The sequence below is a fragment of the Rosettibacter sp. KY25 genome, assembly GCF_057554405.1.
Map to the genome: position 1 here is coordinate 1 of NZ_BAAJAO010000018.1, position 16,079 is coordinate 16,079.

Sequence of the window (16,079 nt, forward strand, 5' to 3'; positions counted from 1 at the left end):
TTTTATATGAGATTCTTCGCTTCGCTCAGAAAGACTTGATTGCTTAATCTATTATTCTCAAGAATGGCACAAACGAATGAGTAAAAACAGAAGAATCAAAAAAATAATTTCATGCAAAGCTGTGAAGAGTTAGAAAGAATCCCGCTTTGCAGGATTAAAGATTTTTGATATTGTTCTACCACAAATGAGGCAAAGTTCAGCACAAAGGAACACAAAGATTTTATCCTTCGTGTAAATTTGTGAAATCCTTGGTGGAATTTGTGGTTAAATTATTTCACCCAAAACTGCAAAGAATCAAAGACGCAAAGAAAACCTTATTGCTTTTGCGTGAAATAAAAATCTTACTTATTAGATAGTCATATTTTAATAAATCAACCAAGTTAATGAATCGAAAAAATTCTTTGTTAAATCATCTTCTTTTAATAAAGTTCGTCATTGATTTTTAATTTATAGGAAAATTAATATGAACAGACGGGATGCAATAAAGAAAACTGCAAGTGCTATTGCTTTAACTGCATTAGCCCCTTCTTTAATCCCCAATATATTTATTTCGAAGCATGGTCCAAAAAAAGAATTCAATGTTTTGAAATTTGGTGCACGTGGAGATGGAAAAACTTTGGATACTTTAGCAATTCAAGAAGCAATAAATAAAGCTTCAACTTATGGAAAACAATCAAGAGTAATTATTCCTGAAGGCTACAAATTTCTTGTCGGAACACTTGAACTAAAAAGCGGCATTGAATTTTTTATTGACCAAGGAGCAGAATTATTAATCAGCACAGAACAATCACATTATAAAAATTCTGCTGTTATTTATGCAGATGGAGCTGAAGATATTATAATTTCTGGCTATGGTAATATTGATGGTCGCGCACTTGAATTTATGTCCCATTACGAAGAAGAAAATGAATGGTGGATTCCAAAAAATTGGCGTCCAAAAATGTTTATTCTAAAAAGCTGCAAAAGTTTATATCTCCAAAATTTTTCTTTCAGCAATGCTCCTGAATGGGGATTACATATGCTTGGTTGTGAAGATGTAGTTGTAGATGGAATTAAAATTAGAAATTATCTCAATGTTCCTAATTGTGATGGGATTGACCCTGACCATTGCAGAAATGTTGAAATAAAAAATTGTGATATTGTATGCGGAGACGATGCAATTGTAATTAAAGCAACAAAACAAGAAAAAGATTATGGTCCATCATCAAAAATATATGTTCATGATTGCATTCTTGAAACTCAGGATTCTGGATTAAAGATAGGCACTGAAACTACAGCTGACATAAACAATATTATTTTTGAGAATTGTAAAATTAAATCAAGCTGCAGAGGATTAAATATTCAACTTCGTGATAATGGTACTGTAAGCAATATTGTTTTCAAAAATATTGAGTTTGTTTCAAGATACCATTCAAATCCGTGGTGGGGACGCGGCGAAGCAATTTCTTTTACAGCTATTCCAAGAAACAGTGATACTAATCTTGGGAAAATATCTAATGTAATTTTGAAAGATGTGAAAGGAAAATCTGAAAATAGTATAAGAATTAATGGAACAAAAGAAAGCATAATCGAAAATGTTTTGCTCGAAAATGTGAATGTTGAAATTGGTAGATGGACTAAATATCAAGGGGGCCTTTTTGATAATCGTCCTACAAATGTTTACGAACCAATTGAATACTGCGATAATCCAGGCATAAGTATTAAATATGCAAATGATGTTAGAATTATAAATTCTTCACTAAAATGGATTGATAATTTGCCAGAATATTTTAGTAATGCAATCAAAGTAGAAAAATCAAGTAATGTTAGAATAAAAGATTTTAATGGTAAAGCTGCACATCCAAAATATGAAGATATAATTTTTATTAAGGAATAAATTATGAAAAAGTTGTTTATCATAATTGCATGGTTTATTTCAATCTCATTTACATTTCATGATAGAGAAGAAAAAATCTTTCCCATATTTCAATTTCCACTAAATAAAATTCCAGTTATAGATGGCAAAGCTGATGATTGGAATATTGTGCCGGATTCTTTTATAATTGGCATTGACCAATTGTGGGAAGATTCAGGTAAACAGCAATCAATTAATAAAAAAAATCTGGATGTGAAAGTTAAAGTTGGATGGGTGAAAGGATTAAATCGATTGTATTTTCTTTATGAGGCATACGACGATTACTGGAGTTTCAGCAGAGCAGACCATCATAATGATATTTTCGAAGTTGTTGTAGATGGAGATTTATCTGGAGGACCTTTAGTCGACCACGTGCATTATAAAGTTTGGACTCCTGAAGCTGTTGGTACTGATAGAGTAAAACTTGATTCTCGAATTTCACCACAAGACGAACACTGGTTAATGCATGGTGTTCATGCTCAGAATTATCATATCTTTACACCACCAGGACATAAAGATTGGTGCATGGTTTGGGGAGTTCAACCGTGGATTAAAGAATTTCCATACGCATTAGCAGCTTATAATTATGATTTCAAAAAAAGCGGTGAATCTGGTAAATTAACTCTGGAATTTTATATAACTCTTTTTGACTATGCACCAGCTGATGGTCCTTCAAGAGCTGTTGAATCAAAATTAGAGGAAAATAAATTGATTGGTTTATCCTGGGCAATTATTGATTATGATGATTCTACTTCTCAAAATAACGGCTTCTGGAATTTATCTCGTCATCATACAATGTATGGAAATGCTTCTTATCTATGTCTTTTTAAATTGATGCCTCTTCTTCCCGTGTTTCTTCCTAAATTAAAAGCAAACTGGAATTTCCAAATAATTGATTTCGAAAAAAGAATTGTGGCTTTTAAAGATTTATCAATTGGCAATATTAAAAAGTGGAAATGGAATTTTGGCGATGGAAATTTTTCGTTCGAACAGAATCCTGTTTATCAATATAAAAAAGGCGGAGATTATAATGTGACACTTTATGTCGAAGGTCCTGACGGCAAAGATTCATTAACTAAAGTATGGGATGTTGCTTTTAAATAATTACATCTGCTTAACTTCATAAAATATGAAGGAGAAGAAATGAAAAGATTTAATATCGCAATCATGCTTTTAATAATATTTTATTCTTCTATTTATTCTGAAGATAATGTTAGTCTTATAACAAATGTATTGAATAGAAATAAAATTTCTTTGAATGGAAGATGGAATTATATTGTTGACCCGTATGAAAATGGATATTACAACTATCGAAGAGAACCTTTTGATGAAGCAGAAATTCCTTCAGGAGGATTTTTTCTTAATCGAAAACCAAATGATAAAACAGAACGAGTCGAATATGATTTTGATTTATCACCAGCAATGTCAATACCAGGGGATTGGAATTCTCAAGTAAACGAACTAAAATTTTATGAAGGGACAATTTGGTTTAAGAAAAGTTTTGAATTAAATAAAAAAGAGAACAAAAGATATTTCCTTTATTTCGGTGCAGTTAACTATGAAGCACATGTTTATCTTAATGGTAAAAAACTTGGTGAGCATGTTGGGGGATTTACTCCTTTTAATTTTGAAGTCACAAATCTGCTTAACAATGGAGAAAATTTTGTTATTGTAAAAGTTGATAATGTTAGAAGAATTGATGGTGTGCCTACAGTAAATACTGATTGGTGGAATTATGGTGGAATTACTCGCGATGTTTTTCTGATTGAAACTAATTCTACATTTATTCAGGATTATAAAATTCAATTAAGTAAAAATAATAGTAAATTGATTGAAGGATATGTGAAATTAAATGGTAAAGAGAAAAAGCAAAGTGGTGTTATTACAATTGCTAAAACAAACATCAAACACAAAATTACAACAGATGAAAACGGTTATGTAGAATTTAGATTTCCAGTTAAAGATTTAACTCTGTGGTCACCAGAAAATCCATTTCTTTATGATGTTGAAATTGTGATGGATACTGATTCAATTTATGACCATATAGGATTTCGCACAATCGAAGCAAGAGGAAATGATATTTTGCTAAATGGAAAATCAATTTTCTTAAGAGGAATATGTATTCATGAAGAAAATCCTCTCAAGCAGGGAAGAGCATATAGCGAAGCAGAAGCTTTTATGATTTTAAATTGGGCTAAAGAATTGAATTGCAATTATGTTCGATTGGCTCATTATCCACATAATGAATACATGATAAGAACTGCAGAAAAATTAGGATTGCTTGTGTGGGAAGAAATTCCTGTTTACTGGACAATTCAATGGAATAATGAAAAAACATTAAGCAATGCTCTCAATCAATTAACCGAGATGATTTTAAGAGATCAAAACAGAGCAAATGTTATAATTTGGTCAATTGGCAATGAGACACCTGTAACTCAAGAGCGATTAAATTTTATGAAAACACTTGCTGAAAAGGCAAGACAATTAGATAATGCAAGATTAATTTCTGCTGCTCTTCAGGTTTATAATAATAAAGAAAATCCTGATGTATATGTTATGGATGACCCATTAGGAGAATATCTAGATGTAGTTTCATTTAATGAATACATTGGCTGGTATGATGGCAAGCCAGAAAAGCTGAAAAATATTAAATGGCAGTTTAAATATGATAAACCAATTATCATAAGCGAGACAGGCGCAGGTGCATTACAGGGATTTTATGCTGATAATTTAACTGTATGGTCAGAAGAATATCAGGAATATTTTTTCAAAATGCAGATTGATATGATTAAAAAGTTAAGTCAAGTAAAAGGATTAACACCATGGATACTTGCAGATTTTCGTTCGCCGAGAAGACAGCATCCGGTTTATCAAAACTTCTGGAATAGAAAAGGACTTATATCAAGTTCAGGAATTAAGAAAAAAGCTTTTTATGTGTTGAAAAATTTTTATGATGAAGTTGCAAGGCAAAAGTAATTTATAGTATAAAGTAAATCACGTGAAGAGAATTATTTAGTATATAAAATCACATACAAATTACTCCCACATCATTTCACAAAACTATTGCTTTGGTTGCCCGCAAATCGTTATTCTCACTTCTTTATTAAATCATATCTATAACAAAATCGTGTAAATAAACTCTCTCATAATTCGCAGAATTGTGTATGTAAATTTGTAACACGATTCACAGAATCGTGATACGGATAAAATTTTCAGTAACTTATTAATTAATAGAAATAGCTTAGCTGTTAAATAAATTTTAAATGCAGGGTTCTCCAAGAAAATGCAAAGATTTTAATACAAAAAATTCTTATTGGTTAAGTATGATTTGAGAAATTTATAAAGTCTTATTAACACAGGTTCATTGCGAGTCTTGACGGTTTTAGTCGGGGAGAAGCATTATCAAAATTTTTTATTTTTCGCAAAGCCGCAATGTTTTTCTTTGCGTCTCTTATCCTTTGCGTCTTCGCGTGAAATTGTTTTTAGATTCTTCAATTTTGGCTTATTAGTTTGTGTCATTCTTGAGAATAATAGATTAAGCAATCAAGTCTTTCAGAGCGAAGCGAATAATCTCATAAAAATTATGAAGTAATAATTAGATTCTTCAGTCACCCCGCTTTTGGCGGGGTTCCTTCAGAATGACATTTACGCTTAATATCATTCTTGATTCTGCCAAAGGCGGACTAAGAATCCCAAAATAAAAATAAAAGCAATCACGTCTTTCTGAGCGAAGCGAAGAATCTCATCTTGTAGTTTTATAACATGATTTGCCGAAACATGCTAAGGAATCCGAAACATAATTCAAATTGCGATTCTATTATGGAATTAAATTGACAAAATACAACTCCGAAAATCCATTAAATCTGAGTTTATCTGTTCTATTCTTGTAGAATTTATTTTTGTTTTTACATCATTCTTCTAATCGTTTTACGAACATTGTAAAAGACAGTTAAATACTAAGATTACAAAAACTTACTTGCAAAAGTTGAACTCCATAAAAATTTATTCCCTCTGCTTTTAACTCCAGTTAAAGCAATAAAACAAATCCCATCTTTATATTTCTTTTTCAATACACTGCTTAAATCAATTGTAAAATTTTGTTTATTATCATCAATTGAAGAAAGTTCCAATTGGTACAGTTTTACAATAAAATCTAATTTATTGTTATTCCATAAGTGAATCAAACAAAATAAATAATTAGCATTTATCAGCTCGTCAGTAAGTTTAGTTTTATCAAGAGCAATCTCTAATAATTTATTGTTAAGTTTAGCTGTTATACCAGATAAATCAAATCCATTCGGAGTTATCATATTTTTAATTGATAAAGACTTCGGTTCGGTTAATTTTGAATTGACTTTTATAATTTTTTGATAAGCATTAGTTGCACTAACTTTGCACTGTTTCCATACATCAGATAAAATTGAATTGCTGTTAACTTCTTTGGCTAATGCAACAGCCAAAGAAAATTTTTGTCTTGCTTCAACAGAAGCTTTAGACCTGCTGATTTTTTGCTTTGCTGGTTTTGAGTAAGCAACCAGTTTTCCGTTTCTTTCTCTGAAAACTACAGAACCCAGACTCCCTTTAATATTGCCCAGTATATTTTTATTTACAGTAGCCATAAGAAACACTAATTTATTACGAAATTAAGTAGAAAAATAAACGAGAAATAGACGAAAGTAAAGCGTATCTGAAGCGTATCTGAAGCGTATGTGAGATGAATTTTTGATGAATTTATGACGAGTATGATACGATATTAAGATTAAGAAAAAATAAATTATTAGTAAAAAATAATCATAACATTATTGGAAAGTATTTGAGTAAAAAATTTATTCAGTAGTATCAAAAAGCTTATTGAAAATCATGTTTGATTTTTTGATGTTTTTATAATAACGATATACATTTTATTAAGTTTTTATGTAATTTAAATACGTATAAAAGATATGAATATTTTTTATTCATAATGAAAAATACAATAATTATAGTCGATGATGTAAAACAATATTTAGATGCACTTGAGAGGGCGCTATCATTTCAATATGACATTATTACTGCTTTAAGTTTAGATGAAGCAATACAAAAAATGAACGAAAGCATTTCTCTAGCACTTGTAGATATTAGATTATCAGAGAAAGATTTTATGAACCGCGACGGTATAAAATTTTTATCTTGGTTGAAAGAAAATTATCCTGCTGTTCCTGTCATTATGATGAGTGCATATAAGGACCATGACGCTGCAGTAGAAGCTCTTAATCTTGGTGCTGATTACTACATTAAAAAGCCTATTGAACTAAAAGAACTAAAAGAAAAAATTAATGAGTTAATTACGAAGAACAAATAATGTTTCTCCAATTTTTCTTTAATGGCTTAATCTCGGGGTGTTTGTATGCTCTTATAGCACTATCATTTGGTTTAATCTATAACACCACGAATATTTTTCACTTTGCACATGGTGCTGTCTATGTTGCTTCTGCGTATTTGTTGTATATGTTTCTCATCCCACTCCAACTGCCAATCTTTACTGCTCTACTTCTCTCACTCATTCTTGCAGCTCTCTTTGGTGTATGCATTGAATTGGTTATCTATCGACCATTTTTGAAAAAGAAATATTCATCGGCAACACTAATGATAAGCTCATTTGGAGTATATATTCTCACAGTCAATCTTATTGCACTCCTTGCTGGAAATGAAACAAAAGTTTTAAATCCTGGAATTGAAACAACATATACATTCTTTGGTTCGGTTATTCTTACACGCATTCAAGTAATCTCGTTTATTGTTTTTCTTATTGTAGTTCTCCTCTTCGTATTTGCACGGAAGCTGAAAGCAGGGAAAGTTATTATAGCTTACTCCAATAATCCATCGCTAACAGAAATTTTAGGATGGAACTCAACAGTAATCAGAGTAACTGTTTTTGCTGTAGGTTCTGCACTTGTTGCGGTTCCATCGTTCCTCTCAGCACTCGATATTGGAATTGACCCAAACATTGGAATGAATGCATTGCTTGTTGGTGCTGTCTCAGTCATTGTTGGAGGTGTGAAAATCTTTGAAGGTGCACTGATAGGAGGAATTATAATAGGATTAATTCAAAGTTTCGTTGTCTGGCAATTTTCTGCACGATGGATGGAAGCAACTACATTTATTATACTCATTCTTTTTCTCCTCATTAGACCACAGGGATTGCTTGGCAAAACAATGAGAATTGAGGAAACACAATGAACTACTTTTTGCACATAGTGATAATGATTGGCATTTATTTAATTCTTACACAATCCTTAAATCTTGTCATGGGCTATACAGGGTTACTCTCACTTACTCATGCAGCATTTTATGGACTTGGTGCATATATCACGACTCTTTTGATGATGACCTTTAACCTCAACTTTTTTGTTGCACTTCCATTAGCTGTGCTTTTTACTTCACTCTTAAGTCTTATTGTTGCTGTTCCTTCTCTGAGATTAAAAGGGGATTACTTTGTGCTTGCAACTATGGGTTTTCAAGCAATTATTTTTAGTATTCTGTATAACTGGGTTGATGTTACTCGAGGTCCATACGGTATACCTGGTATCCCTACTCCATCACTCTTTGGATTAGAATTTAATTCAATTCAAAGATTTGTTTTTCTTTCGATTATCTTTGCACTTGTGTGCATATATGTTCTTTATAGAATTACAGCTACACAGTTCGGAAGAATTCTCAAAGCAATACGTGAAGATGAACTCGCAATACAAGCGCTGGGCAAAAATACTGTTAAAGTAAAGACTATCGCTTTTGCATTGAGTGCGGGAATTTCTGCAGTAGCTGGCTCACTCTACGCAACATATGTAACATATATCGATCCAACAAGTTTTACAATTTCAGAATCATTATTTCTTGTTATTATTCTTGCAATAGGTGGAACGGGAAATATTCGCGGTCCTATTGTTGGAACACTTGTTATGGTTATTCTTCCAGAAGCCTTACGGTTTTTAGAAATTCCGGATACTATTGCACCAAACATTCGAATGATGATCTATGCTATAACACTTATTCTCATTATGAGGTATAGAACAAAAGGTATAGCAGGTGAATATGGTTTTGAATAAACAGAACAAAAAAAATTCACTGGACGAAGTACAGAATAAACATTCAGATATTCTCTTTTTAAAAAATGTTTCAAAATCATTTGGTGGAATTAAAGCTGTTGATAATGTTTCCATTGGATTTTACGAAGGACAAATTACAGGATTAATTGGACCAAATGGTGCGGGGAAGACGACACTCTTTAATCTTATTAGCGGATTTATGCCTGTTGATACTGGTGAAATTTATTGTATGCACAGAAGAATTGATACACTTCCACCATATTCACGAGCACAACTTGGGATTGGTAGATTGTTCCAAGATGTTAGAGTGTTTAATAAAATGACAGTGCTTGAAAATGTATTGGTTGCATTTCCTGAAACGGTTGGTGAGAATTTTTATGATGGAATTTTCAGCAGAAAAAAAATGCTAAGACTTGAAAAAGAGAACATCACAAAAGCTGAGCAATTGCTTGAGTTTGTTGGATTACTTGATTCGAGAAATTCACTCGCAGAAAATCTCTCACTTGGTCAGCAAAAACTGCTTTCGCTTGCACGATTGCTTGCAATGAATTCAAGTGTAATGTTACTTGACGAACCAACCGCAGGCGTACATCCATTACTGATAACAAAAATACTTGATCTCATTAAGCATCTATCATCAATTGGAAAAACAATTATCTTCATTGAACATAATATTAATGTTGTTCTGGAGATTGCACACTGGCTCTACTTACTTGACGAAGGTCAAGTTGTTGCATTTGGATTGCCAGAAGAAGTTGTTAATGATCCTGTAACAAAAGAAGTGTATCTGGGTGTATGAGTATACTGCGATGTGAAAATATTGTTGCATTTTATGGAAAGAAAGAAGTTTTGAAAGGAGTAACACTCCATGTTAGCACTGGAGAAATTGTTTCTCTTATTGGTCCAAATGGGGCAGGGAAATCTACTGTCCTCAAAGTTATGATGGGGATACTAATCCCATCAAACGGTTCAGTATTTTTCGAGAATCAAGTGATAACTACACTGCCAGTATATAAACGTGCAGAGATAGGAATAGGATTTCTCTATCAAGGTGGTTCGATATTTACAAACATGACAGTTGAGGAAAATTTATATTTAGCTTATCATAAATCGAACGTTATCAACTCAGGAGTATATGATATCTTTCCAGAGTTACGAGAATACAAAAACACAAGAGCAGGATTATTGAGTGGCGGTTTAAAGCAGATGCTTTCGATAAGTATGCTGCTTGTTAGAAAACCAAAAGTGTTATTATTAGATGAACCTTCAGCTGGACTTGCACCATCTATTGTAAAAAATTTATTAAACAAGATACAGGAGATAAGCAGGAACTATAAAATTCCGATTCTCCTTGTAGAACAAAATATCAGGCAGGCATTGAATATTTCACAGAGAGTCTATATACTTAGGAGTGGAAAAGTAGACTACGAGGAAAAAAATCCTGCCATGATGCTGCAACAAGAAAAATTCGAAACACTATTTTTTGAACAATAAATTTTTTTAGGAGCAGACCATGAAAAAATTCTTCAATCACACAATAATTAAACTACCAATTCTCATACTTATTTCTTTGTTGATACTTGTTTCTTTCAATTCCTGCAAAAAGAAAGAAGAACCCGAAACAATTAAAATTGGCGCTATTTTACCATTGACAGGACCAGCAAGTTCATTTGGGCAATATGTCAAAGAAGGGATAGAGTTGGCATTAGATGAGATTAACTCAACCGCTACGAGTATAAAACTTACTATTTTATATGAAGATAGTAAAGGTAATCCATCTGATGCAGTATCTATTTATAATAAATTAACAAATATTGAAAAAACACCTATAATTATAGCAGCTTTGAGTTCTGTTGCATCAGCTATACAACCACTCGCTTCCAAAACAAAAACAATAAATATTTTTGTTGATGTTGTAAAACCTGGAGTTGCGGATGGAGAGTGGTCTTTTCGATTTTATCCTGAAGCAAAAAAGACCGCAGGTAAGTTAGCTCAATTTTCTCTTTCGTTAGGATATAAAAGAGCATTTATATTACATATAAATGATGCATATGGCGAAACTAGTTATTCTACATTTAAAGAAATCCTTGAACGCAATAATGGTAAAGTAATTGGGGACGAAGTATATGAATTTACTCAGACTGATTTTCGTCCAATAGTTACTAAGATTAAGAACATTGAAGATAAAATTGATGTAATTTATTTAAACGGTTATGGGCAATCTTTTGCAAAGGCTTTAAAACAGATTAGAGAGATGGGTATAACTAAACCTATAGTAGCAGATGTAGCTTTAGGTTTACCTGAGAACAGATATATTGCTGGAGAAGCTGCAGAAGGAGTTTATTATATTGACAACCCAATTTCTAATGAGTTTGTTGAAAAGTTTAATAAAAAGTTCAATAAAGAGCCATCGTCTGATGCAGCATATGCATATGATGTTATATTGATTATTAATTCAATTTTACAAAAAAATCCAAAAGGAGGATTTGAGTTTGTAAGAAATGCACTTAAAAAATTATATGGTTATTCAGGGGTTTCGGGCAGAATCACAATGACATCGACTGGAGATGCTGATATAGAATTTGCAATATTTCAAATAAAAAATGGACGTCCACAATTAGTAAAATAAATGGGATATAAAATGAACTCTTTAAAAATAGGAATTATAGTAGGAAAAGGAACTGGTAAAGAACTAAAGGATGTATTTGTACATTTTGTTACACAAGTAGGAAAATATTTAGGTAAAAAAGTTGAATTAAAAGTATGTGATTATGAATTTAATACATACAATTCAATTAAACATTTTGACCCATTTAAAGTAAAACAGATTAGCAAGAAAGAACTAATTATATTAAAGAATTTTTATCAAAAATTTTTTAAAGAAAATGGGAGAATAATTTTTAGAACAGCTATAAATGCTGAAACACTTTATCTTTTGAGAAAATGGGGAAACTGTATTAAAGTAATACCTATTTCAATTGAAAACAACAGAAAAATTTTGATACTACGGGATGAAATGCAAGGATATTATGTTAATGATAGATATTCCATAACTAATGAAAAAATAGTTTTTTGTGGTTCTTTCTTTAAAAAAAATTTCAGAAAATTATTAGTTTTAGCTAATGCAGAAACTCCTAAATATCTTGGGAAAACTTATGAAACTTGGTTTGTTTATAAACATCATTTATTTTCAAATATAATGGAAAAGTGGATTATAGAATGTGCACCAAATGCAAGATTAATTCAACCAAATCATTTGACACAAATGCTTTTGGACCTTGATAAAAGAGTGAATAAAAATATTGCGATAATTGCAGGTAATGAAATAGGAGATATTTTACATGAAGTGTTACTTTATGTTTGGGGTATTGGGAAAAGAGAAACATCATATTGCAAAAATATTTATTTAAATAAAAATGTTGAGGGCCTAATAGAATATCAAACGGTTCATGGTTCCGTTGATGAACTTGAAGGTAAGGATAAAGTAATTCCAATAGCAACATTAAAAATTGTAGGCGATATATTTGAAGAATTTCATAAGGTTAAAGGGTTTTACTCTTTGGTAGAAAGAGCAATTCAAAAAGTTTATCGTAATACTTCATACTCAGATATTAAAACAAGTATTTTTGTTGAGGAGGTATCAAAATGTATAATCAAAGAATTGAAATAGAAAAATTTTTATCTGAAAGTCAAGATATTAATTTAATCAATGATAGTGAAAAATTAAAAATATATATTAAGAATTTTTCATTAAATCTTGCAAAATTTGTTCGGAGTAAAGGAATTCAAAAGGGTAGTGTAGGTTATACTTATTTTGTTTCTGACGACCCTTCATTTATTTCAGGTAAGTGGGGTGAATATTCACCTATAATTTTCTGGGGATATAATGATTATGAATTAAAAAACTTTATCTCATCTTGTATTTTATATAATTCTATTATGCAGAATATAGGTTATACTAAAATATGGGTTGAAGAAATTTCATCACGTATTCCATATAATATTGAAATTATATTAAATGATACCTTGAGAAATCACAACTGGAATATAGAAATTGATGAAAAGAGAAAAATTATCAGAATTAATTTTAGTTATAAGGTGCAAAGTTCAGTAAATATCTTATCACATCTTTTTAACTCACTTTATTCAGAAACTTTTCAGGAATTAATTAAAAAAGATGTTGACGAAGGTATAAGTTTTTATAATTTTGTTGAGTTATCTGAAACTGCAAAAAAAATTGAATCAGAAAAAACAATTAATGAACATATTAAAAAGATTGAGAGGATTTTATCAAATTATGTTGATGAGTTATCAAACTCTGAATTTAAATTATTGACCATATTAAGCGAAAAAGAACAAAAGAACTTTGCAAAAGTAATAATTAAGATGCTTATAATAGGTCCATATCCACCAAGATTTGTTAGATTGTTAAATCCAAAACAATATATGTTAAATCATAAATACTTAGGTTGTTTCGCCGGTATATTGAGGGTCTATGATGAAAAAATAGATATTCAAACCTTACAAGAAATTTATTTTCCAGTTTTGATATTCATCCAAAATTTAGGATATGTTCTTACATCTGGATATTTGTTCCAGTTTATAAAACAACACGCTCTCCGCTCCGCCGTTGCGGCAATTATGGCAAGGAATATGTCACATAATATCGGAAGCCATGTTCAGCATTATCTATCAAAAGAAGATTATTTTGTTAATCAAGATGACTTCTGGATAACTTAAAGGGGTATAAAGTATGGCGGATTTAAAGGACATATTAAGAGCAAAACTCTTTAACTATCTAAGAGAAAGGGAAGATTTTATAGCGTCTATTCCTACAATGGACCCTATTTGGACCGCTCCTTTTGATTTAATAGGCAATGTAATTGAACAATTACTTGCTGGCATACAAATTAGTAATCAAATAAAATGCCCAAATATGTTTTTACTTCTTGATAATATAGTCCGTTCAGAAGATATCCGTGCCTGTGCTATTCAATTCAATATAAAAATATTTTCAAGCCAAGGGGATCTGGAATATAAATATTTTTTTGAAAACAAAGGTTCATATAAAATTGAACTACGATCGTCTAATAATCAGGATTTCAAAGTCGCCATTTATTTAGGAACTTCTGGATGTCAGGCATTTTATTCCATAATTGAAAACACATTAAGAAATACAGCAAGACATTCTGATAAAAGTGAGTTAGAAAAGGTTAAAAATTTCAGTATAGCATTTTTAAGTAATAACATATACAAGCAATCAAGTGGTAATTATGAAACGGTTAACAATATTGAATTTGGGAAATCATATTTCTGGAAAGAGAATGCTTCATACAAAGAATGCAAACCTCTAATAATCACAATTGAATTTCATTACGATGATAAAGAAAATGAATATAAAAATGACTATATAAAAGTTAAAATTTACGATAATCTTGGTGGTTGGACAAACGAAAATGATAACTGGGTAAGAAAAGAAAATAATAAAATTTTAATCTCACTTAAAAAGATTGACACTGCTCCCGATATACCATCATTGGAAGACAAATTAGACCCAACAAAACCTGAAGGAAAAATTATAGATGAAACAGGACAAATAATTCCAGGTGGTTGGGGACTGAAAGAAATGAGAATCTGTGCCTCTTTTTTAAGAGGATTAAAAATTCAAGATTATGAACAGATTCCAAAGGATGCACCGCCTGTAATTAAACCGTTTATTTATTCTACTAATGACAAAAATGGAAGTTTAGGCTTTGAATTTTATCTTCCGAAAGTGAAAGATTTACTTATAATAAGCAAAGAAATAAGCGATATACTAAATGCTCAAAAAGAAACCTTAAAAAACCAGGGTATATACATAGAAGAAAGCGTAGATAAATCAAAAGAATTGATAAACAGAGGAACATTTACCCACGAGTTTGTTTTAATTGATGTAGATGATGAAGAAAATGTTCAGTTTATAAAAGACCATATTTTAGAACTGCCTTACAAATTGTTTTTCTTAACAAAAAACGACTCTTTACCTGAGGATGTGATTAATGCTATTAAACAAATAAGATACGACCTAAAAAAAGATAACGTTGATACTGATATTCAAAACAAAATTAAATATCTCATAATTGAAAAAAAAGAGTTAAATAACTGGTTTAATAATAAGGATTTGGAATTTGATATAAATAACGACAAATATCTATTCAATAATTCTGCTGAAAAAATTATTCTTGAGATAAGGAAAAGATGGTGCCAGTATTTGTATAATGACGAAAAATTGCCGAAAGTTTCACTATGGCCAGCTGGAAGCAAGTTTTGGGAAGACGAAAATTTTAAGAACTGTATTGTAGGGAGTGGTCCTGAAAAACCAGAGAACTTAGATGGTCTAAAAGCTGAAGAATCTGCTAATGCTATATTATTTGCCCATAGTTTTGGAAATATTGATGAGGGAGATAAAATTTATAAATTATTTATTTCAAATAACCCGTTATGCTTATTCCCTTTTAGTAGAGGTGTTTCTGCAGATCCAATCGTTGGTCTGTTTGCCTCATTAGAAAATCCAGATATAAAAGGTTATAATAAACTTATCTCTTATTTTAATGCTGTAGAATCAGGATTAACTAATTTTGTTATCATTGACGAAAGAATTTACGATGAAGCAAATGATGAAAAAATTGTAAGTAAAGTCAAAATTAATTTCTCCCTTGCTTTGTATCTTCAAAATATAGTGGTATTTAACTTAGAAGATTGTAAATTATTGGGTTATCAAATTGATAAATTAACCCGTAAAGTTCAGAAAAAAGAATATAATTGGAATGGCATGATTTTGCCCGATTCTTTTAAAAATAGGGTGCACTTCTTAGTAATTCACCAAAGTATAATAGATAAAATAGGAGGGAAAGAAGTATTTCAAGAATTTCTTAATTCAATTCCTACAAAATATTATCCTTGGTATATAGTAATAACTTCTGGAAGGGGACACCCAGAAAGTACAAAGATGACTGAGAATACAAAATTCTTTGATTTTTCTAATTTAAGGAAGTACATAGTTGAATTATCTAATAAAATTATAATTACTAAGATTATATCCCAAATAAAGGAAGAAAAATAAG

13 protein-coding genes are annotated in these 16,079 nt (G+C 30.8%); 12 read left to right on the forward strand and 1 reads right to left on the reverse strand.

Going from position 1 to position 16,079, the window contains the following annotated elements; all coding sequences use genetic code 11:
* Nucleotides 1-463 precede the first annotated feature (463 nt).
* Genes AC27L2_RS10645 through AC27L2_RS10655 form a run of 3 tightly spaced genes read left to right on the forward strand, consistent with a single transcriptional unit; the run spans nt 464 to nt 4,870 of the window.
* Nucleotides 464-1,876 carry a glycoside hydrolase family 28 protein gene (locus AC27L2_RS10645; RefSeq protein WP_487211752.1) on the forward strand — a complete coding sequence of 471 codons (1,413 nt, stop codon included), beginning with the start codon at nt 464-466 and terminating at the stop codon, nt 1,874-1,876.
* Between the two features lie 3 nt (nt 1,877-1,879).
* A complete protein-coding gene (locus AC27L2_RS10650; protein ID WP_487211753.1) occupies nt 1,880-2,998 on the forward strand; it encodes a PKD domain-containing protein in 1,119 nt (372 codons plus the stop codon).
* Nucleotides 2,999-3,037: 39 nt separating this feature from the next.
* On the forward strand, nt 3,038-4,870 hold the full coding sequence (locus AC27L2_RS10655) for a glycoside hydrolase family 2 protein (protein ID WP_487211754.1): 1,833 nt from the start codon (nt 3,038-3,040) through the stop codon (nt 4,868-4,870).
* A gap of 986 nt (nt 4,871-5,856) precedes the next feature.
* On the opposite strand, the gene AC27L2_RS10660 is transcribed toward AC27L2_RS10655, so the two are convergent.
* A complete protein-coding gene (locus tag AC27L2_RS10660; RefSeq protein WP_487211755.1) occupies nt 5,857-6,513 on the reverse strand; it encodes a hypothetical protein in 657 nt (218 codons plus the stop codon).
* A 341-nt stretch (nt 6,514-6,854) separates the two neighbouring features.
* Between AC27L2_RS10660 and AC27L2_RS10665 the strand changes: the two genes are divergently transcribed.
* Genes AC27L2_RS10665 through AC27L2_RS10705 form a run of 9 tightly spaced genes read left to right on the forward strand, consistent with a single transcriptional unit; the run spans nt 6,855 to nt 16,078 of the window.
* Nucleotides 6,855-7,232, forward strand: coding sequence for a response regulator (locus AC27L2_RS10665; protein ID WP_487211756.1), 378 nt, complete (start codon nt 6,855-6,857; stop codon nt 7,230-7,232).
* Complete coding sequence (locus tag AC27L2_RS10670; protein ID WP_487211757.1) at nt 7,232-8,110, forward strand: branched-chain amino acid ABC transporter permease; 879 nt, start codon at nt 7,232-7,234, stop codon at nt 8,108-8,110. Before AC27L2_RS10665 ends, AC27L2_RS10670 begins: the two co-directional genes overlap by 1 nt.
* A complete protein-coding gene (locus tag AC27L2_RS10675; protein WP_487211758.1) occupies nt 8,107-8,976 on the forward strand; it encodes a branched-chain amino acid ABC transporter permease in 870 nt (289 codons plus the stop codon). Before AC27L2_RS10670 ends, AC27L2_RS10675 begins: the two co-directional genes overlap by 4 nt.
* Complete coding sequence (locus tag AC27L2_RS10680; protein ID WP_487211759.1) at nt 8,963-9,775, forward strand: ABC transporter ATP-binding protein; 813 nt, start codon at nt 8,963-8,965, stop codon at nt 9,773-9,775. Before AC27L2_RS10675 ends, AC27L2_RS10680 begins: the two co-directional genes overlap by 14 nt.
* Nucleotides 9,772-10,470 (forward strand): ABC transporter ATP-binding protein, encoded by a 699-nt coding sequence (locus AC27L2_RS10685; RefSeq protein WP_487211760.1) that lies wholly within the window; start codon nt 9,772-9,774, stop codon nt 10,468-10,470. Before AC27L2_RS10680 ends, AC27L2_RS10685 begins: the two co-directional genes overlap by 4 nt.
* Before the next feature lie 19 nt (nt 10,471-10,489).
* Entirely contained in the window at nt 10,490-11,605 is a 1,116-nt protein-coding gene (locus AC27L2_RS10690; RefSeq protein ID WP_487211761.1) for an ABC transporter substrate-binding protein, read from the forward strand.
* Nucleotides 11,606-12,646 (forward strand): hypothetical protein, encoded by a 1,041-nt coding sequence (locus AC27L2_RS10695; RefSeq protein ID WP_487211762.1) that lies wholly within the window; start codon nt 11,606-11,608, stop codon nt 12,644-12,646.
* A complete protein-coding gene (locus AC27L2_RS10700) occupies nt 12,622-13,716 on the forward strand; it encodes a hypothetical protein (RefSeq protein ID WP_487211763.1) in 1,095 nt (364 codons plus the stop codon). The genes AC27L2_RS10695 and AC27L2_RS10700 overlap by 25 nt, the downstream gene beginning before the upstream one ends.
* Nucleotides 13,717-13,729: 13 nt before the next feature.
* Nucleotides 13,730-16,078, forward strand: a complete 2,349-nt coding sequence (locus AC27L2_RS10705) for a hypothetical protein (protein ID WP_487211764.1) — start codon at nt 13,730-13,732, stop codon at nt 16,076-16,078.
* Nucleotide 16,079 lies beyond the last annotated feature (1 nt).

Bases quoted from the DNA above. Each gene is read 5' to 3' on its own strand.
- AC27L2_RS10695 (WP_487211762.1), top strand. From the start codon at position 11,606: ATGGGATATAAAATGAACTCTTTAAAAATAGGAATTATAGTAGGAAAA.
- AC27L2_RS10685 (WP_487211760.1), top strand. From the start codon at position 9,772: ATGAGTATACTGCGATGTGAAAATATTGTTGCATTTTATGGAAAGAAA.
- AC27L2_RS10655 (WP_487211754.1), top strand. From the start codon at position 3,038: ATGAAAAGATTTAATATCGCAATCATGCTTTTAATAATATTTTATTCT.
- AC27L2_RS10650 (WP_487211753.1), top strand. From the start codon at position 1,880: ATGAAAAAGTTGTTTATCATAATTGCATGGTTTATTTCAATCTCATTT.
- AC27L2_RS10665 (WP_487211756.1), top strand. From the start codon at position 6,855: ATGAAAAATACAATAATTATAGTCGATGATGTAAAACAATATTTAGAT.
- AC27L2_RS10660 (WP_487211755.1), bottom strand. From the start codon at position 6,513: ATGGCTACTGTAAATAAAAATATACTGGGCAATATTAAAGGGAGTCTG.
- AC27L2_RS10690 (WP_487211761.1), top strand. From the start codon at position 10,490: ATGAAAAAATTCTTCAATCACACAATAATTAAACTACCAATTCTCATA.
- AC27L2_RS10705 (WP_487211764.1), top strand. From the start codon at position 13,730: ATGGCGGATTTAAAGGACATATTAAGAGCAAAACTCTTTAACTATCTA.
- AC27L2_RS10645 (WP_487211752.1), top strand. From the start codon at position 464: ATGAACAGACGGGATGCAATAAAGAAAACTGCAAGTGCTATTGCTTTA.
- AC27L2_RS10700 (WP_487211763.1), top strand. From the start codon at position 12,622: ATGTATAATCAAAGAATTGAAATAGAAAAATTTTTATCTGAAAGTCAA.
- AC27L2_RS10670 (WP_487211757.1), top strand. From the start codon at position 7,232: ATGTTTCTCCAATTTTTCTTTAATGGCTTAATCTCGGGGTGTTTGTAT.
- AC27L2_RS10680 (WP_487211759.1), top strand. From the start codon at position 8,963: ATGGTTTTGAATAAACAGAACAAAAAAAATTCACTGGACGAAGTACAG.
- AC27L2_RS10675 (WP_487211758.1), top strand. From the start codon at position 8,107: ATGAACTACTTTTTGCACATAGTGATAATGATTGGCATTTATTTAATT.